Source organism: Algibacter pacificus (assembly GCF_008033385.1).
GTDB classification, from domain to species: Bacteria; Bacteroidota; Bacteroidia; order Flavobacteriales; family Flavobacteriaceae; genus Algibacter; species Algibacter pacificus.
Genome location: NZ_VOGY01000012.1, coordinates 131,626 through 151,402 on the forward strand (window position 1 = coordinate 131,626; position 19,777 = coordinate 151,402).

General features: G+C 32.1%; 19 protein-coding genes. 5 read left to right on the top strand and 14 right to left on the bottom strand.

Going from position 1 to position 19,777, the window contains the following annotated elements; all coding sequences use genetic code 11:
- Nucleotides 1-4 precede the first annotated feature (4 nt).
- On the top strand, nt 5-1,816 hold the full coding sequence (locus tag FQU21_RS14860; protein ID WP_147678796.1) for a cytochrome-c peroxidase: 1,812 nt from the start codon (nt 5-7) through the stop codon (nt 1,814-1,816).
- Nucleotides 1,817-1,876: 60 nt separating this feature from the next.
- On the opposite strand, the gene FQU21_RS14865 is transcribed toward FQU21_RS14860, so the two are convergent.
- From FQU21_RS14865 to FQU21_RS14925, 13 genes are all read right to left on the bottom strand, one after another.
- A complete protein-coding gene (locus FQU21_RS14865) occupies nt 1,877-2,560 on the bottom strand; it encodes a DUF2461 domain-containing protein (RefSeq protein WP_147678797.1) in 684 nt (227 codons plus the stop codon).
- 195 nt (nt 2,561-2,755) lie between these two features.
- A complete protein-coding gene (locus FQU21_RS14870) occupies nt 2,756-3,664 on the bottom strand; it encodes a mechanosensitive ion channel family protein (RefSeq protein WP_147678798.1) in 909 nt (302 codons plus the stop codon).
- Nucleotides 3,665-3,717: 53 nt separating this feature from the next.
- Complete coding sequence (locus FQU21_RS14875; RefSeq protein WP_147678799.1) at nt 3,718-4,224, bottom strand: Dps family protein; 507 nt, start codon at nt 4,222-4,224, stop codon at nt 3,718-3,720.
- 152 nt (nt 4,225-4,376) lie between these two features.
- A complete protein-coding gene (locus tag FQU21_RS14880) occupies nt 4,377-5,156 on the bottom strand; it encodes a tRNA pseudouridine synthase A (protein WP_147678800.1) in 780 nt (259 codons plus the stop codon).
- 13 nt (nt 5,157-5,169) lie between these two features.
- Nucleotides 5,170-5,763: a bifunctional phosphoribosyl-AMP cyclohydrolase/phosphoribosyl-ATP diphosphatase HisIE gene (hisIE, locus tag FQU21_RS14885; protein ID WP_147678801.1), complete on the bottom strand. Its 594-nt coding sequence runs from the start codon at nt 5,761-5,763 to the stop codon at nt 5,170-5,172.
- A gap of 45 nt (nt 5,764-5,808) precedes the next feature.
- Complete coding sequence (hisF, locus tag FQU21_RS14890) at nt 5,809-6,564, bottom strand: imidazole glycerol phosphate synthase subunit HisF (RefSeq protein ID WP_147678802.1); 756 nt, start codon at nt 6,562-6,564, stop codon at nt 5,809-5,811.
- 66 nt (nt 6,565-6,630) lie between these two features.
- Nucleotides 6,631-7,359, bottom strand: a complete 729-nt coding sequence (hisA, locus tag FQU21_RS14895; protein WP_147678803.1) for a 1-(5-phosphoribosyl)-5-[(5-phosphoribosylamino)methylideneamino]imidazole-4-carboxamide isomerase — start codon at nt 7,357-7,359, stop codon at nt 6,631-6,633.
- A gap of 65 nt (nt 7,360-7,424) precedes the next feature.
- Complete coding sequence (hisH, locus tag FQU21_RS14900) at nt 7,425-8,006, bottom strand: imidazole glycerol phosphate synthase subunit HisH (protein WP_147678804.1); 582 nt, start codon at nt 8,004-8,006, stop codon at nt 7,425-7,427.
- A gap of 73 nt (nt 8,007-8,079) precedes the next feature.
- The gene (gene hisB, locus FQU21_RS14905) at nt 8,080-9,213 is read right to left on the bottom strand and encodes a bifunctional histidinol-phosphatase/imidazoleglycerol-phosphate dehydratase HisB (RefSeq protein WP_147678805.1); all 1,134 of its coding nucleotides are present in this window, start codon (nt 9,211-9,213) and stop codon (nt 8,080-8,082) included.
- A 122-nt stretch (nt 9,214-9,335) separates the two neighbouring features.
- Nucleotides 9,336-10,382: a histidinol-phosphate transaminase gene (gene hisC, locus FQU21_RS14910; protein WP_147678806.1), complete on the bottom strand. Its 1,047-nt coding sequence runs from the start codon at nt 10,380-10,382 to the stop codon at nt 9,336-9,338.
- Nucleotides 10,382-11,665, bottom strand: a complete 1,284-nt coding sequence (gene hisD, locus FQU21_RS14915) for a histidinol dehydrogenase (RefSeq protein WP_147678807.1) — start codon at nt 11,663-11,665, stop codon at nt 10,382-10,384. The genes hisC and hisD overlap by 1 nt, the downstream gene beginning before the upstream one ends.
- A 107-nt stretch (nt 11,666-11,772) precedes the next feature.
- Nucleotides 11,773-12,630, bottom strand: a complete 858-nt coding sequence (gene hisG, locus FQU21_RS14920) for an ATP phosphoribosyltransferase (RefSeq protein ID WP_147678808.1) — start codon at nt 12,628-12,630, stop codon at nt 11,773-11,775.
- A 326-nt stretch (nt 12,631-12,956) separates the two neighbouring features.
- Nucleotides 12,957-13,772: a prohibitin family protein gene (locus FQU21_RS14925; protein ID WP_147678809.1), complete on the bottom strand. Its 816-nt coding sequence runs from the start codon at nt 13,770-13,772 to the stop codon at nt 12,957-12,959.
- Between the two features lie 147 nt (nt 13,773-13,919).
- Between FQU21_RS14925 and FQU21_RS14930 the strand changes: the two genes are divergently transcribed.
- Nucleotides 13,920-14,720, top strand: coding sequence for a universal stress protein (locus tag FQU21_RS14930; RefSeq protein WP_147678810.1), 801 nt, complete (start codon nt 13,920-13,922; stop codon nt 14,718-14,720).
- Between the two features lie 417 nt (nt 14,721-15,137).
- Here FQU21_RS14930 and FQU21_RS17485 read toward each other — a convergent pair whose 3' ends face one another.
- Nucleotides 15,138-15,284, bottom strand: a complete 147-nt coding sequence (locus FQU21_RS17485) for a hypothetical protein (protein WP_187269395.1) — start codon at nt 15,282-15,284, stop codon at nt 15,138-15,140.
- 720 nt (nt 15,285-16,004) lie between these two features.
- On the opposite strand from FQU21_RS17485, the gene FQU21_RS14935 reads away from it, so the two are divergent.
- The 3 genes from FQU21_RS14935 to FQU21_RS14945 all read left to right on the top strand — a co-directional run bounded on the left by FQU21_RS14935 (nt 16,005) and on the right by FQU21_RS14945 (nt 19,750).
- On the top strand, nt 16,005-17,138 hold the full coding sequence (locus tag FQU21_RS14935; RefSeq protein WP_246124847.1) for a tyrosine-type recombinase/integrase: 1,134 nt from the start codon (nt 16,005-16,007) through the stop codon (nt 17,136-17,138).
- A gap of 142 nt (nt 17,139-17,280) precedes the next feature.
- Complete coding sequence (locus tag FQU21_RS14940; RefSeq protein WP_147678811.1) at nt 17,281-18,930, top strand: S41 family peptidase; 1,650 nt, start codon at nt 17,281-17,283, stop codon at nt 18,928-18,930.
- Between the two features lie 154 nt (nt 18,931-19,084).
- Nucleotides 19,085-19,750 carry a hypothetical protein gene (locus tag FQU21_RS14945; protein WP_147678812.1) on the top strand — a complete coding sequence of 222 codons (666 nt, stop codon included), beginning with the start codon at nt 19,085-19,087 and terminating at the stop codon, nt 19,748-19,750.
- The last annotated feature ends 27 nt before the right edge of the window (nt 19,751-19,777 follow it).

Genomic DNA, 19,777 nt, shown 5'->3' on the forward strand with positions numbered 1-19,777 from the left:
ACACATGTTTCGATATTTAAAATCGTTAGTCTTCTTAATCATTTGTATTCTAACCACATCTTGCCAACAGGATAAAAAAGAAACCATTTCTGTAATAAATTGGTCGGCAGCACAAAAGTATTACGCCCAAAACATAGATTTAGCTTTAAGTTATATTGATAGTTTAGAAGTAGAAGGTATGCACGGCAAAAATGCTAAAAAGTACTTCGCATTATCTCGTGTGGCTTTTAAAAAGGCCGAACCTTACGCATCCTATTTAAATCCAGAGGTTGGACACAGAGCAAACGGCCCGGCCCTACCTATTTATAAAGAAGATACCGGAAAAATTATAAAACCCGTTGGTTATCAAAAAATAGAAGAAAGTATTTATGATAATAACACGTCCGAAGCCGATTTTAAACAAGAATTATATGTACAAAAAGGCATGCTTTCTAACTTGAAAAAAGCCATTGAAAAACGAGAACTAAATCCGCAGCGCTTTTTTATTGCCACCCACCAACAACTGTTAAGAATTGTAAGTTTAGCTATCTCTGGTTTTGATACACCGGTAAGTCATTTGGGGATTGAAGAAACTATTATTTCTCTAGAAAGTTTGCAAACCGTTTATAAGTCCACGATAGAAAATAGTATTAAACTTAAAAACAAAAAATTAGACTCCAATTTTAATACTAATATTGAAAAAGCGATTGCCTTTATCAATAAAAACAAGGATTTTGATACTTTTGATCGTTTTACATTTACACGCGATTACATGAATCCGATTACTCGGAATTGGGTTGATATTAGAAAGTCTAGTGCCCTTTGGGATCCTATAGATTCCACACCTTTTAATTTTGATGCCCCTACTTTTTTTGAAGACAATAGCTTTAATTTAAATTACTTTACAGCTGCTATAAACCAAAAACCATCGGACAAACAGATTGCTTTAGGTAAAAAATTATTTTCGGATCCTAAACTTTCAGAAAATGGAAAAATGGCCTGTATTTCCTGCCATTTACCTAATAAAGGCTATGCTGATAATGTGGCACTAAATTTAGATAATCAAGGTAAACCATTGCAACGTAATACACCAACGCTTATAAACACCGCGTTTCAACAAAGTTTCTTTTTAGACGGACGCTCAAATACCTTATTGGATCAAATTTCAGCGGTATTTACAAATGATAAAGAGTTTAATTCTAACGTTCATAAATTCTCTAATGCTATTTTAACAGATTCCACGTATACAGCGCTTTTTAAAGAGGCCTTCGGGAAAGTATCTTCTAAAAACACAGATGTCATCAAAGCGATTTCGTCTTATATTTCAACCTTAAATGGTTTCAATTCTAAATTTGATAAAAATATAAGAGGCGAAGAAAATAATTTTTCAGAAGAAGAAAAACTGGGATACAATTTATTTATGGGAAAAGCCCTTTGTGCTACTTGCCACTTTATGCCGTTAACAAACGGAACCGTGCCCCCATTTTTTACAGAAACAGAAAAAGAGGTTATTGGCGTACCTGAAACTGCAGAAAACAAGAAGTTAGATGATGATTTAGGTTTCTATTGGAGTTTTGAAGAACCTTTACATAAAGGCATGTTTAAAACACCTTCTATTAGAAATATAGCCGAAACCGCACCATATATGCATAATGGTGTTTACAAGACACTGGAACAAGTCGTTGAATTTTACAACCTTGGAGGAGGTGGCGGACTTGGTTTCGACTTAGAACACCAAACTTTACCCTTCGATGAGCTTAATTTAACTTCCGAAGAGCAAAATGCTTTAGTAGCTTTCATGAAAACTTTAACAGCAACGGTTGATGATTTGTATTAGCGAGCACAGATAACTTAATATAAAAGAGGCATAATCATTTTTTGATTATGCCTCTTTTTTTTAATCCTCAATAAGAGAAACACCATTTAAATCGGTAGTTAACACATCGCTCATATAATCGAAATATGGACGAATAGCCTTAAAAGCTTCATCTATTTGATCTAAAAAATGAGGATCCAAAACGTCTTTATCCGAAAATTTTTTCGTAAAAATGAATTGTTTCTTTTTAATTAAATCAATAGCTTTATGTTCTTTATTAAAACCGCGTGGTGCTGTTTTTACTTCATCACCAACCAAATTACCCCAAATGGACTTAAAATGTTCTTCATTAATAATAGCTCTTATTTCGCTATCATCCATTTCAAATTCTTTACGAATTCGCATTAAATCGGCCGATTCTGGATCCCAAAATCCGGTAGCAATAAAACTTTCATTATTAGGTTGAAGGTGCACATAATAGCCTCCACGTAATCTTGGTTTAGTTCTATGAAACGAACCTCCAAAATGTGTTTTATAAGGCAGTTTATTTTTTGAAAAACGGACATCGCGATAAATTCTAAATATTTTTAGTTTATCGATATCATCATGTGTTGTTAAATTTCCTAAAACGGCATTATAAAAGGTTTTAACTTCTTTTTCCATAGCCTTAAATTCAGGCTTATTTTCATTAAACCAATCACGGTTATTATTTTTTTCTAATTTTTTAAAAAAGGTGAAAACAGATTTTGGTACAGAAACACTCATATATAATAATTCATTTAATAGTGGTGTAAAATACAAAAAGTCCCGAACTGATCGAGACTTTTATTAATAACTTAATGCCATAACACAACTATGTGATTACTTTTAAAAATAACATCACCACTTGATAGTTGCGCTATACATACAAGTTTTTGTTTTATATTCGAATAATAATTTATCTCAAATACTATACCCACTCTAGTTATTAGAGTATTCGTTATTTTTAAAAACTTCAGGTGCTTCCATAGATAATTTATTATCAAATTGAAGTGTTCGAATAGGGAAAGGTATGTTAACGCCCGCCTTATCATAAGCCTTTTTAATGGCTATAATAGCTGCAGTTTTGGCTCTATATTTTTCTAATAAACTTTCGGAATCAATCCAGAATCTACATAAATAATTAATAGAACTCCCGCCAAATTCTTCATAGTAAAACTCTACATCATCTGCACTTTCCACTTGATCAAAAGTGTCCGCAATAGTTTGTTTGGTAAGTGTTTTTACTTCTTCTAAGTCAGACTCATATCCTACCCCACACTCCAAAGCTACACGCATTTTGGTGGTTAAAGAATAGTTTTTTAAAGGGTTTTCTAAAATCATTTTATTAGGAAGTACCACGATATTATTATCGGCTTCTTTAATAACAAATTCCCTTAAATTAATATCTATAACCTCTCCAGAATGTCCATTGGTTTCTACCCAATTTCCAATTTGTATTTTTTCTCTAAAAGAAAGAGAAATTCCTGCAACCGTATTACTTAATGTGTTTTGTAAAGCTAAACCAATAGCTAAACCAGCAACACCTGCGGTAGCTAATAACGATGTTAAGGTTTTACTTAAATTTAATATTCCAAGAGAAATATACAAGCCTATAATTACTAAAACTACAGCCGATACTCTTGAAATCATGTGTGCTACAGAATCCTGCTGCACACGTTTAGCAACTAATCTATAGGTTATTTTATTTACATATTTTGCAGCAAAATAAGCCACAATGGATACCAAAATTGCTAATGCTAGATTTGGTAAATATTCTATTAAAGTTGTAAACCAACCTTCTAATTTTGTCAGAAGACTATTAAACGCCTCATCAAATGCCATGTCCATGTTTAATGTTTTTTAAGATTATTAATTCATTTTTGCAAAAAAATTAACAAAACTTAAATCACTTCAACCACCTTTGCTTTTGGAATTTCGGATGATTTTTTTGTCCAAGCTTCTAGCATCCAACTCGTTTTTTCTAGTTCTCTAATGTATGCCCCTATTAAATCGGCTGTACCTTCATCCATAGCTATGTTGGCTTTTTCCATAACTTTACCCATTTGCTCTAAAAGCAATTTGTGGTCGTTTAGGGTTTCCAAAACCATGTCTCGATCGGATTTAAGGGCTGCTTTTTCTTTTATTGTTGAAGATTTAAGATAGTCTTCTAACTGACTCATAGGGTGATAGCGCAGTGTTAAAATACGCTCTGCAATTTCATCTATTTTTACTCGAGCGTCATTGTATAATTCTTCAAATTTCTCGTGCAAATCGAAAAAATTACTTCCAATTATATTCCAATGATTACTTCGTAATTTTTGATAGTAAACATGGTAGTCTGCTAATAAAATATTCATTTCCACCACCACCGGTAATAAGTCTTCATCATTCATTTTTAAATAGCTCATAATATATTTTTTTGTGTTCCCTTTCAATATAAGAGCTATTTAAAAAATGTCAAGCCCTTTAACAGGCTTTAACGGTGTTAAGATTTATTTAACTTAAATTATGTTAATAAAAACATAATTTGTTAAAATAATTAAGAATAAAAAAGTATAAATTAATCTATAAAATCGATGTTTTTTAGAATGAGGCCAGATGCGGGAGCAATATAATTCATTTTAATTGTGCTTTCTGGTTTTAAACTCTCTTTAATATCTTGAAGCGTTAGCTTGCCTTTTCCTAAATCTATAAGCGTTCCCATCATAATTCTAATTTGATTTCTCATAAAACCCTGGCCTTGAACCCGTAAAATATAGGTTTTTTCTGGAAAGTAATTTGCCGTATAAATGGTGTTTTCTACTAATTCGCACAATAAGATTTCACGAGTATAAACACCGTTATCTGTAGGTTTGTAACAATAACTTTTTAAGTAATTTTCACCTTCAAAAAGTTTGGCACCTTGTTTCATTAACTCGATATCCAAATCATCTAAAATAGTGGTCATTATTGGTGCGCAAAACGGGTGGCACTTTTCGCCAAAGGCAAATAAATACAAATACTCTTTAATTTTGGAGTTTTGAATGATGTTGAATTTAGCATCTACTTCTTTAATATCCAAAGCACGAATATCTTGTGGTAAATTGGTGTTAAAAAGCTCTAAAAACGCCGGTAAATCTTCAATAGGTTCAAACAGAAAAAGCTCTATTGCTGCGGATTCCGCCGAAACCATAGCATCGGTTCTACCCGAACTTAAACTTTTAAAACGTTTCCCTTCAAGAATATAGTTAAACGTTCTATCTACCATTAAATGCAAGGTTTTCACGTCTGGCTGTTTTTGCCAACCATGAAAACGATAGCCTAAATATTGAATAGTTATGAGGTAAAAATATTTTTTCAAATGAATGAACTACTTATTTATGTCTTGCTTTTAATTCGTTTTCAATATCTTTTAAAGAGAAGCCTTTAGCTTGTAATAACATGAGATAGTGAAACATTAAATCTGCCGATTCATAAATAAACAACTCGTCATTATTGTCCATAGCTTCAATAACCGTTTCTACCGCTTCCTCTCCTACCTTTTGAGCTACTTTGTTTATACCTTTTGCAAATAAGCTGGCCACATAAGATTTATTTGTGTCCTTATTGGCAACGCGTTCGGTAATCACATCTTCTAAGGTTGAAAAGAAACCATAATTAGGTTTATTTTCTCCTGCCCAACAAGTGCCTGTACCTTTATGACAAGTAGGCCCAACAGGATTTACCTGAACAAGCAATGTATCATTATCGCAATCGTTTTTAATATCGACTAAGTTTAAAAAGTTGCCACTTTCTTCACCTTTTGTCCAAAGACGCTGCTTGCTTCTACTGAAAAAAGTCACTTTTTTCGTTTCTAAGGTTTTTTGATAAGAGGCTTCATTCATATACCCCAACATCAAAACATTTTTTGTTGTGGCATCTTGAATAATTGCAGGTACTAAGCCGTTACTGTCGTATTTAATAGTCATGATAATTTTTTTATGTTACTGAAATTAATTCAGCCCGCCGACTTATTATAGTCGAACTTCTATATGATTTGCTTTTAATTCTTTCTTTAATTCGGGGATTGGAATTTCACCAAAATGGAACACACTTGCAGCCAATGCTGCATCCGATTTTCCAAGCTCAAAGGTATCAATAAAATGTTGAACATTCCCTGCGCCACCCGATGCGATTATAGGAATATTTAAGGTTTCGGATAATTTAGCTAATGCTTCGTTTGCAAAACCATTTTTTGTACCGTCGTGATTCATGGAGGTGAATAAAATTTCACCAGCTCCTCGGGTTTCTACTTCTTTTGCCCATTCAAATAAATCAATATCTGTCGGGATACTTCCTCCAGCCAAATGTACTTTCCATTGGCCGTCAACTTCTTTAGCATCGATAGCTACCACAACACATTGACTTCCAAATTTATTCGATAATTCGTTTACCAATTCCGGGCGTTTAACTGCAGAAGAGTTAATAGACACTTTATCGGCTCCGCAATGTAATAATTGGTCAACATGCTCCACAGAGGAAATTCCTCCGCCAACGGTAAACGGAATATTCACTTGTTCAGCCACACGTAAAACCATATCTAAAGTGGTACCTCTACCTTCTAAAGTTGCCGATATATCAAGAAACACAAGTTCATCTGCTCCTACGTCTGCATATTGTTTAGCGAGTTCTACAGGGTCTCCCGCATCGCGTAAATCAACGAAATTCACACCTTTTACGGTACGTCCGTTTTTAATATCTAAACAAGGAATTATTCTTTTTGTAAGCATTTTTTTTAATGGTTGTTAGTTTTTAGTTGCTGGTTATTAGAAAATAAGAAACAGACTAAAAACGAATTAAGATTTGTTTAAAATGAAATCCTCTAATTGTTTTAAGCTGATTTTATTCTCGTAAATGGCTTTCCCTATTATGGTGCCTTCGCAACCTAATTCGGCTAATTTTGGTAATTCATCAAAGGTTGAAATACCTCCACTTGCAATTAATTTTATGTTAGGCAATTCATTCAGCATTTTTTCATATAAGTCGAAAGACGGTCCTTCTAGCATGCCGTCTTTAGCGATATCTGTACAAATAACATACTGCACCCCTTCTTTTTGATAGTTCTTTATAAATGGAATTAAATCTTCATCAGATTCTTCCAACCAACCACTAATCGCTATTTTTTCATTATTAGCATCGGCACCTAAAATAATTTTATTGGCTCCAAATTTAGACAACCAATTTTTAAAAACATCTGGTTGCTTAACCGCAATACTACCACCTGTAATTTGTCCCGCACCCGATTCGAAAGCAATACGTAAATCCTCATCGGTTTTTAAACCACCACCAAAATCAATTTTTAAGCTAGTTTTAGTAGCTATAGTTTCCAACACTTTATGATTCACAATATGGCTCGCTTTTGCACCATCCAAATCTACCAAATGTAAATACTCAATACCATGAGCTTCGTATTGTTTAGCGATTTCTAAAGGATGTTCATTATATATTTTTTTGGTATTATAATCGCCTTTTGATAAGCGAACACACTTTCCGTCTATAATATCTATTGCTGGTATTATTCTCATTGTTATTTGGTTACTCGTTGTTATTTGGTTACTTGTTTCCCTTGATTGTAATTACAGGTTGCAAATTAAAGGTCTAAGAAATTTTGTAAAATTTTAGCGCCTTCAGTGCCACTTTTCTCTGGGTGAAATTGTACACCATAAAAATTATTATGCTGTAAAGCCGATGCATAATTTAAGCCATAATCTGTTTTTGCTATGGTTTCTTTGCAATGCTCTGCATAGTAACTATGTACTAAATACATGTATTCATTTTCCTTTAAACCCTTAAATAAATCGGATTTTAAATCTTTAATCACATTCCAGCCCATGTGCGGTACTTTTACAGAATGATCAAAACGTTTTACATCGGTTTGAAAAATACCAAGTCCCTTTGTGTTTCCTTCCTCAGTCGTTTTGCACATTAATTGCATCCCCAAACAAATCCCTAAAACAGGTTGTTTTAACTTCGGAATTAAATCGGCTAAGCCACTTTCTTCAAGCATTTTCATGGCAGAACTCGCCTCGCCCACACCTGGGAAAATAACTTTATCGGCAGCCAGAATTTCTTCTGGATTGTTTGATAAAACTGCATCAATCCCTAAGCGTTTAAAAGCAAATTGTATACTTTTAATATTCCCAGCACCGTAATTTATTATAACTAATTTCATTCTTTTATTGTTTGTTTTAGCTCGTTTATTTATAGTTATACCAATAACCATCAACTAAAAACCAAAAACCATTTTATAGCATCCCTTTTGTACTTGGTAAAAACATTTTGTTAGCATCTCTTTTTACCGCCATTTTCATCGCTTTTGCGAAAGCTTTAAAAATGCCTTCTATTTTATGATGTTCGTTTACACCTTCAGCTTTTACATTAAGGTTACATTTTGCGCCATCGGTAAACGACTTAAACAAATGATAAAACATTTCTGTTGGCATATCACCTATTTTTTCACGTTTAAATGCCGCATCCCATTCTAACCAATTTCTACCACCAAAATCAACAGCTACTTGCGCTAAACAATCGTCCATTGGTAAACAGAACCCGTAACGCTCAATACCTAATTTATTTCCTAAAGCTTTATTGAATAACTCCCCTAAAGCAATCATGGTATCTTCAATAGTATGGTGTTCATCTACGTTTAAATCGCCATCTACTTTTACTGTTAAATCCATGGCGCCATGACGACCAATTTGATCTAACATGTGATCGAAAAACGATAAACCCGTATCAATATCATTCTTACCCGAACCGTCTAAATTCAGTTTAATATAAATTTTAGTTTCATTAGTATTTCTTGTTATTTCTTGAACACGATCTTCTAATTTCAAGAAATTATAAATAGCTTCCCAATCGTTACTTTCTAAAGCGATATAAGGATCTAAAGCTTCACGTTTTACCGTAATTTCATCGGTTCCTAAATGTGTTTCATCATTAATAAAAATCCCTTTAGAACCTAAGTTTTTCGCTAATTCGATATCGGTTAATCGATCGCCAATTACGAAAGAGTTTTCTAAATCGTATTCATCAGAAAAAAACTTCGTCAATAAACCTGTATTTGGCTTTCTTGTTGGTGCATTATCTTTAGCGTAAGTTTCATCGATATAAACCTCTTTAAACTCAATACCTTCATTCTTAAAAGTACTTAATACAAAGTTGTGTATTGGCCAAAATTTCTCAGACGGATTATCAGGCGTTCCCAAACCATCTTGGTTGGTTACCATAACAATTTCGTAATCTAACTCTTTACAAATTTTACCTAAAAATTGAAATACTTTCGGATAAAAAACGAGTTTTTCAAACGAATCCACTTGTTCATCTGCTGGCTCTTTAATTAATGTGCCATCGCGGTCTATAAATAGTACTTTTTTCATATCACTTGTTATAACCCTGAATTTATTTCAGGGTCTCTTAATTAATCATGAGACTTTTTAATTCTGGATTGGTTTCTTTTATTAAGTTCCATTTCCATGCTTTATGCCTATTTTTTATAAGTTCAGGATTTCGAAATTAATAAAAGATTTTTTATTAATTCCTCATTCTCCTCCTTGGTTCCAACTGTAAATCTCAAACAATTTTCACATCCAAATTGCGTCGTTCTATTTCTAACTACAACTCCCTTTTCAACTAATTCATTATAACGTTTTGTAGCATCATCCACCTTGGTCAATATAAAATTAGCATCGGAAGGATATATTTTTGACACAAAAGAAATGGTTTCCAAATCTGAAATTAACCTGCTACGTTCTTCAAGAATATTTTTGATTTGGTTTTTGGTTAACTCCTTGTTTGTTAACAACTCAACAGCCTTTATTTGACTTAACTCATTAACGTTATAAGGTGGTTTTATGGTATTTAAAACTTTAAGAATGTCTTCGGAAGCATAACAGATTCCCATTCTTATTCCTGCCATACCATAAGCTTTTGAAAGCGTTTGAGTAATTACTAAATTAGGAAATTCTTCCAAACGCGTCAACCAACTTTTTTCTTTTGAAAAGTCGATATAAGCTTCATCAATAACCACTAAACCTTTAAACTCGTTTAGTAATTTTTCAACCGATGCATTTGAAAAACTATTCCCGGATGGATTATTTGGTGAGCACAAAAACAACACTTTACTATTCGTATCTGCAGCCTCTAAAATGGCATCTACTTTAGGTTGAAAATCATCTTCTGTTAAGTTTACCTTACGTATTTCAACCGCATTTAAATTGGCCAAAACCTCGTACATTCCGTAAGTAGGCGGTAATGAAATTACATTATCTTGATTCGGTTCGCAGAAGGCTCTAAAAATTAAATCGAGGACTTCATCGCTCCCATTTCCTAAAAGAATTTTACTGGTTGGAACGCCTTTAATTTCCGATAACACCGCTTTTACACGCTTTTGTTGCGGATCTGGATAACGATTAACACCGTTATTAAACGGGTTTTCATTAGCGTCTAAAAACACCATAGCATCGCTATTGCCTTGAAACTCATCACGTGCTGATGAGTACGGCTTAAGTGCTTTTATTACTGGTCTTATTAAATTTTGAATATTCATTATTGTAAATCCTTTAATCGAATTGAAACTGCATTTTTATGTGCTTGCAATCCTTCGGCTTCAGCCATTAATTCAATGGTTTCTCCAATATTTAATAAACCGGCTTTAGATATTTTCTGAAATGTCATTTGTTTTAAAAAGCTATCTAAATTAACACCCGAATAGGCTTTACTAAATCCATTGGTTGGCAAAGTATGGTTGGTTCCCGAGGCGTAATCTCCAGCACTTTCCGGTGTATAATCGCCAATAAAAACAGACCCTGCATTACGGATACCATCGACATAGAAATCATTTTCTTCGGTACAAATAATAAAGTGTTCCGGACCATATTCGTTAATCATTTCTAAAGCTAGTTCATGATTTTCAACATAAATCAACTTCGAATTTGCGATCGCTTTTTCGGCAATCGCTTGACGCGGAAGTACCGCTAACTGCTTTTCAATTTCAGCTGAAACATCTTCAATAATCGATTGAGATGTAGATACCAAAAGCACCTGACTATCAACACCATGCTCCGCTTGACTTAACAAATCGGAAGCAATATATGATGCATTCGCACTTTTATCGGCAACTACCAATAATTCGCTTGGTCCAGCAGGCATATCAATCGCCACACCGTGTTTGGTTGCCAATTGCTTTGCAACCGTTACAAACTGATTTCCCGGTCCAAATATTTTATACACCTGTGGAATGGTTTCGGTGCCAAAAGTTAATCCAGCAACTGCTTGAATCCCACCTACTTTAATAATTTTAGTTACACCGCATAAATTTGCTGCAAATAGAATTTCTGGAGCTAATTCACCTTGTTTATTTGGAGGCGAGCATAACACAATCTCTTTGCATCCTGCAATTTGTGCAGGAACTGCCAACATTAAAACCGTTGAGAACAAAGGCGCTGTTCCTCCTGGAATATACAAACCCACTTTTTCAATAGGTCGTTTTTCTTGCCAGCATGATACACCGTTTGTGGTTTCGACTTCTACCTTTGCTGTACGTTGTGCTTTATGAAAGCTTTCAATATTAGCTTTTGCAGTTTTAATGGCCTTTTTAAGATTTTCAGGAACTGTATTTATAGCAGCTTCAATCTCTTTTGTAGACACGATATTGGTTTCTAAATCGACGCCATCAAAACGAACGGTATAGGCTTTTATAGCGGCATCACCTTTAGCTACAACATCTTGAAACACATTGGTTACAATGCCTTCAATATCATTTACAGTTTGGGTTGGGCGTTCTAAAATAGCCTTCCAATCTGTTTTATTTGGATTATTTATTATTTGCATTTTGAATCTCTTTATTATCATTTCCGCGAAAGCGAAAACCTTTTAAAACGAAACGATAAACTTATTAATGAGATTTCCGTTTTCACGGAAATATAAAAATAAACGAATTAAAGCACCATTTTTTCAATTGGACAAACCAAAATACCTTGTGCGCCGTTTGCTTTTAAGCCTTCAATAATATTCCAAAAATCATTTTTCGGAATTACCGAGTGCACAGAACTCCAACCTTCTTGTGCTAATGGCAATACGGTTGGACTTTTCATCCCTGGTAGTAATGAAATAATAGCGTCTAACTTATCATTTGGAGCATTTAATAATACGTATTTTGAATTTCTTCCTTTTAAAACCGATTGAATTCTAAATTGAATAGTATCTAAAATGGCTTGTTTCCCTTCGCTTAAAACTGGAGAAACGGCTAAAACCGCTTCCGATTTCAAAATAGTTTCAACCTCTTTCAGGTTGTTTTTAAACAAGGTACTACCACTAGAAACAATATCGCAAATTGCATCGGCCAAACCAATATTTGGGGCAATTTCTACAGATCCATTAATAATATGAATATTGGCTTTTACACCATTTTGATCTAAATATTGTTGTACTGTATTTGGATAAGATGTTGCAATGCGCATACCATCTAAATCCTTAATACTGTTGTAATTTGCGTCTTTTGGTACTGCAATACAAACGCGACAGCTAGAAAAGCCTAATTTTTCGGCAACAATTATACCTTCGCCTTTTTCGATTAAAACGTTTTCTCCAATGATAGCAGCATCTACTACGCCATCTTTTAAATACTGAGGAATATCGCCGTTTCTTAAGTAAAATACTTCAACAGGAAAATCCTTAGCCGAAGCTTTTAATTGATCTTTTCCGTTATCGATAGAAATACCAATAGCTTTTAAAAGTGACATGGAGTCTTCGTTTAGACGTCCTGATTTCTGTACTGCAATTCTTAGTTTACTCATTATATTGTTTTTATGAGTTTGAAACAATCTCGTTGGTTTTAAAAAAATAAACCCGCTTGATTGGCTCAAACGGGTTTAAAAATATGTCGATTTTATTCAATACATTTTCAGTTCGCTTGAGAGCAAATATGAAAATGATGATGTAATTGAATAAAAGTCATGTCTTTTGTTTTTATAACGATACAAATATGCAAAATATATGTTTAAAAAGCCAAACAAAAGAGAAATAAATTCTCAATATTTATACTTTTTTTAGTTTTGTTTAAAAAACAATAATTAATCTTCAAAAGAAGGTTTAAAAAATTGCATTGTTTTTCAAATAGGCTTTATTGATTTCCTAAAATAATTGGCATACCACTATCGCCAGAACCAATAACAATGACTTTACTATTTGGAGATTCAGCTAATTTAATAGTCGCTTCAATACCTTTATCTTGTAAAATCATACTGTTTAACGACGCACTTAAAATACGGTTAGCATCGGCTTTACCTTGGGCTTCAATAATTTGTTTTTGCGCTTCTTTATCGGCCGTAATTAATCTAAATTCGTATTCTAAAGATTCTTGTTCTTGTTTCAATTTACGTTCAATCGCGTCTTTTATGGTCGCAGGCAAAGTGACATCTCTAACTAACACTTCATTTAATTGTATGTATTGATCTGAAACAATTTTTCTTGTTTCTTCAAAAATTTCTTGTTGAATGGCGTCTCTTTTACTAGAGTATAATTGCTCTGGTGTATAACGCCCAACTACGCTTCTTGCAGCCGATCTAATGGCAGGAAGCAATACGCGTTCTTTATACATTTCGCTCTTTTCTTGATGCAGTCGTCCTAAATTTTTAAAATCAGGTTGAAACCATACTGATGCTTCTAATTTTATATCCAATCCGTTAGACGACAATACGTTCATTTTTTCAAGAATTTCTTGTTGTCTTACCTCATAAATAAACACCTTGTTCCAAGGGGCTACAATATGAAAACCTTCGCCTAATGCAGGCTCATCGACAACTACTCCTTCTCCAAAAGTTCTAAATAAAACACCTGCTTCTCCAGAATCTATAGTAACAGCAGATTTTGATAATGTAATGACTAGTACAACCGCGGCAATAATGAACGGGAATGCTATTTTGGGTAATTTTTCCATTTTAATAATTTAGTTAAGTTGTAAAGATACAGTATTAATATATTTTTAGCGAATTTAAACTAGACAATACCCTGTATTATTTTTGTTAAAACCTTTGAAGTTGACTACTTAAATTTGTACATTTCATTTACATTAAAATTTAATATTATGAAAACAATTCTTATCGCTTCAGATTTTTCGGAAGAAGCAAAAAACGCGACGAATTATGCTATCGGAATTGCTAAAACTACAGGTGCTAAACTGGTTCTTTTTCATCTACATATTGTTTCTGTTCATGCTGTACAAGCTAGGTTACCATATAAAGATATTTTAAAATCGATAGATTACGCCAAAACAAAAGTTGAAAACCGTTTAAATACACTTTCGAAAAATTATCATATAGATATTAAACTAGATTTTGCCATGGGCGATTTTTTTAAACAATTAAAACGCTCAATAGCAGAACACCGTGCCGATATGATGATTATGGGGATGCCTATAAAAAGCCTAGAAAACGATTTGTTAGGCAGCACTACTACCGAAGCTATAAACAAAGTACAGATTCCTATTTTGGCCATTCCTGTTAAAGCTGAGTTTAAAAATGTGGAAAAAATATTATTTGCATGCGATCTTGAAAAAGGGATTACATCTCATATTTTAAACGAAATAAAGAAAACCACCAAAAAGTTTAATGCAGAATTAAGGGTATTTCATGTGAATGACAAAATTGACGAAATGAAACAAAATAGAGATACATTAAAACCTTTGGAGGAAGTATCCTATTTCTACAAGAGCGTACAATCGGAAGCTGTAATAGATGAAATTAAAAATGAAATGATAACATACAAGCCAGACATTCTTATTATGGTACCTTATGAATATGGTTTTTGGTCCTCATTAATCCATAAAAGTAAAACCCGAATGATGTCTTCGGGATTAGACATTCCGTTGTTGTCTATTCACGCTTAAACTTTGCAATGATCACTTTTTAAAGTTTATTGTTTAATAAAAAAAAGCTATTGAATCTAAATATTATCTAGGCTAAATAGCTTTTTAACTTTGTGGTGTATCTTTATTAAATATCTTACAACTCGCATTTTTATATTCTTGAAATAACCAAAAGCAAGATGTGGTTTGTTTTCTTAAATGGCTTATTTTATTTAGCAGCCGTTTATCTTAATAAAGTTTAGTATAAAAAAAATTACATAGGATTGATGAACAAAAAAAAGCACTAAAATATTTTATAGTCCCGCCTCTCTCCTATTGTTGTAAATTATTTTGAAAGATGTAAAGGTTTTTGAAAAGCGTAGAACTATTTATACCAATTCTAAACGAATAAAAATGGATGCCTAAATTTAGTGTTATTGAAAACTTATAAAATCTAGGTTAGATAAATAAAAACAAATCGTCATCATCCCGAGTCGCTTTATTAATTAAAACTATAGATCTTCTGTTTTTAACCTTAGTATTTGTTTTATTTGGCCCTAATTTAACCTTTTTAAGTCCCTTTTTTAAAACTTTTAATAATTTCATAGCTCATCATGTTTTTCTTTATTCTAAATATACGATACAAATGCTTTATTTGGCTTACTAAACCTTAAAAAAAAACATTAAAAATTAAAAATTAGCACTACATTAACCATTACGTATAATTAAGTTAACTTTAATAGGATTTGAGAAAACAAAATTTCTAAATTTTCGAAATTTAATGCCCCGAACATCTTCTATGCAATACCTCAAAATAAGATTAATACAACGGTTAAGATTTTAGAGCTTTAATTATTTTTTTTGCATTAAAAAATTGGTTATTGCACCTAATTTCTATTTTAACATATAAAAAAGGCAAAAAACTAATGTTTTTTGCCATACTACATGAAGTAATTTGCTATTAATTATTCTAAGTGTAGTTATATAATTTTATACGTTATGTTTCTTTTCGAATTGTTATAATTAACCTATAATGTTCTAGCTTTTAAAAGTTTAAATAAAATGGTTTTAGTTTATTTTATACTCAAAGCAATCCATCAAATTTAGTGCAGATTGGATAGCTAAACTTGTTTTTTTCGCTTAGAGACATTTTCATATAGACGAATAATATATTTAAATCGATAAACAGTTAAATTAAATATTACAATTAATCTAGATTGCACTATTGTTTAGTACTTTAATAATCGGTTTTAAAACATAAGCCAACCACCATAAACCCTAAAATATTGTTAATTAATTATTTATGTTTATTTTTAACAAAAAAAGATGCAAAACATACCACAGGTTATTTTAAAACCGCTTTGGCATAACAACACAAAATTTGTTGCCATTGAATTTGACTATAGTAATGATACTATTTCGAATTACGTTAAAGCATACCCACAGGTAAAATGGAGCAATACATATAACACCTTTTGTACATACTATAACAGAACCAAAATCCACGAACTATTTAATTATTTCAGAAGACAAAAATGGTATGTTAATTATCAAGCCTTTAAAACTCCTATAGAACACCCTAAACCCAAAAACATACTAACTACAAACAAGTTACCCCCAATAAACAACGAACAAAAACAAGCCTTAGAAAATTTTGGGAAATGGCTGGAACAAAAACGGTTTAGCCCAAATACGGTAACCACATACGTAGAAGTAACAAACTTATTTCTACGCTATATGAATTTAAAGCACTTAACAATTATTTCGGCCAGAAGTATCGAACAATTTAATTACGACTTTATTTATTATGCAAACAAATCTGTTTCCTACCAAAACCAGTGTATAAGTGGTATAAAGCACTATATGGGTTTTAAAGGTATTGTAGTAGAAAACTTAGATATTAAACGCCCGAATAAAGATAAAAAACTCCCTACTATTTTAAGCAAACCCGATGTTAAACTGTTGTTCGAAACTACTCGCAACCTAAAACATAAAACCTTATTAATTTTAGTCTATTCTGCAGGACTGCGCATAGGCGAAGCTTTAAGTCTAAAACCCAGTGATATAGATTTTAAACGTGGCGTTATCCATATAAAAAATGCTAAGGGCCGAAAAGACAGATATACCTTGTTGTCGGTTAGCCTAATTCCTATTCTAAAAACCTATTTAAATCATTATAACCCCAAAATATATGTATTTGAAGGACGATTTGGAGCTCCTTATACTCAAGTAAGCGCAAGACAGGTCTTTAAAAAAGCCCTACGAAATGCAGGAATAAAAAAATATGCTACCTTGCACACGCTACGCCATAGTTTTGCTACCCATTTATTAGAAGCTGGCACCGATATAAGGTATATCCAGGAACTTCTAGGACATAATACCCCCAAAACAACTATGATTTACACACATGTTTCTTCAACAAATTTAATGGATATTAAAAACCCGTTTGATAGTTTGTAAGAAAGTAACTATATTAGCCTTATATTTAGATTGAAAAACCATAATTATATGAGTGTAAAATTTTGCTAAAAAGCATCGTTATCCCTCCTAAAAAGAATATTATTAAAGGTTTAATGGTCTATATAATTAAGTTGGCAACAATATGAAAAAAACGATATTACTTCTTATAATCATCATTTTTGTAAATAACTTATTTGCACAAAATAAACTTACCGAAACTGAAAAAATAGCAACAACTGCAAAAGTTTGGGGGTTTTTAAAATATTATCATCCAGACGTTGCTGACGGAAAATATAACTGGGATGAAGAACTTTTCAAAATTTTACCAAAAGTTAAAAAGAGTAATGATAAAGAGCAACTATCACAAATTTATCTCGAATGGATTGACGGACTTGGTAAAATAAAAAAATGTAAAAGTTGCAATAAAAATAATGAACTTGAGTATTTCAATAAAAATTTAGATTTAAACTGGATAGACAATAGTAATCTATTTACAAAAGAATTATCTGATAAGTTAAAAGTTATAGAAACTAATAGACATCAAGGTAAAAAATATTATGTTTCTGTCGCTCACAAAAATGTTGGGAATATTGATATTACCAACGAAATTGAGTATAGAAATTTTGATTGGACAAACGAAGATTTGCGATTGCTCACATTATTCCGATATTGGAATATTATAGAGTATTTTTTTCCATATAAATATCAAACCGAAACAAATTGGAATGAAGTTCTAAATAAAATGATTCCTAAATTTTTACATTCGAATGACGAAACAGATTTTCATCTTGCAATGCTTGAAATGGTTGTAAGCATAGATGATAGTCATGCTATGTTTGGTTCAAATATAACCAAAGAATATTTTGGCTATAAAGGGATATCTGCAAAGTTTAAAATAATTGAGAATAATGTTATACTTTCAGGTTTTTATAACGATTCACTAGCGAAATTAGACGATTTAAGAATTGGAGACATCATCACAAAGGTTGATGGAAAAAATATAAAATCGATTTTTGAAGATAAACTAAAATATATTTCTGGTTCTAACATTCCTAGAAAAAATAATAATGCCTTTTATGCCATATTTAATGGTTCATCTGACTCGATTCAAATTGAATTTCTCAGAAATAATAAAACCTATAACAAATCAATAAAAAGGTATTCATTTAAAGATTTTAACTACAACTGGAAAAAAGAAGGCGAAAAATATAAAATACTTGATGGAAACATTGGATATGTAAATATGGGAACAATAAAAATAAAAGATGTTCCAGATATTATGGAAAAACTAAAAGACACCAAAGCCATAATCTTTGATATTAGGAACTATCCTAATGGAACATTATATTCAATTGCTAATTACATTACTTCGACAAGGAATGATTTTTACAAAGTAACTTATCCTGACCTTAATTATCCTGGAAGATTTATTTGGAGAGACGGAACTCAATGTGGAAAAAATGGAGATTTGAAATATAAAGGTAAAATCGTGCTATTGGTTAATGAAAAGTCCCAAAGTCATGCTGAATTTACAACAATGTGTTTACAAACTGGAGATAACGTTACTACAATTGGCAGTCAAACTTCTGGAGCAGACGGTAATATAAGTAGAATAAAAATGGTTGGCGGATTTAAAACAGCTATTAGTGGAATTGGAATATTTTATCCGGACAAAACAGAAACACAAAGAAAAGGAGTGAAAATCGACATTGAAATTAAACCAACAATTCAAGGAATAATTAACGGAAAAGATGAAGTGCTTGAAAGAGCTATTGAATATATTAATAATTAAAAATACTGTTGCCAACACCGTATAAAAAAAATTGCTAGTTTTAGCTTAACCAAAGTTAGTTGCTCATTTGCTAGCTTCTGATTTTCCTTCGGAAAATCCTCGCACTCAAACACGCAACTTTTCTTATACATAAACGTTAGCTGTCATTTAAGAAATGAATAGATTCATATCATACGAAGGATTACCAATAAGCTCTGGAGGTGCTCATTCCATAGGTAGAAAAGCACCTAAAGTAAATTATGATAAAACGTTAGAGTTTCTGAACTTATTCGCTGATAAATCTCAACCGAAATCAATCAAATTGACTTTATTCGAATCGGAAAAAAAAGAATATTCTGCTCTGAAACTATTACCCAAACTGACTTTGAAATTTGGAATTCCAAAAACAAGAAATGACGGTTGGTTAAGAACTTGGGCTTGGAATCTTACCGAAAAAGATATTGAAAAAGTTTTTGAGACGCTTGAATTAAATAATGAATTACCAAAAAATCCTGCTGGACCAATAAGTCTTGATTTTTATTGGAACTTTCATTTTAAAGACCCGAAAACAAGCAAAGTTTTGCCGAATCAAGAACTGATTCCTGAATTGGATTTTAGAATCAAAAACTCTCGAATATATTTGAGATTATCAAAACAATCATCTATTTCAGTTTGGTTTGCGCTTCCATTTGAAAAAATGGACAAATATGAATCGGAATTTATAAAAGATTTAAAGTCTAATCTACCATTTAAGACTTCTGACAAACATTGGAGAATTTGGAAAAAATCTGAAAAAGGAAATTGGACACCAAAAAAGATAGAAATAAAAAACGCCAGCTAACAATGGCTATAAGTAATTGCTTGTTCT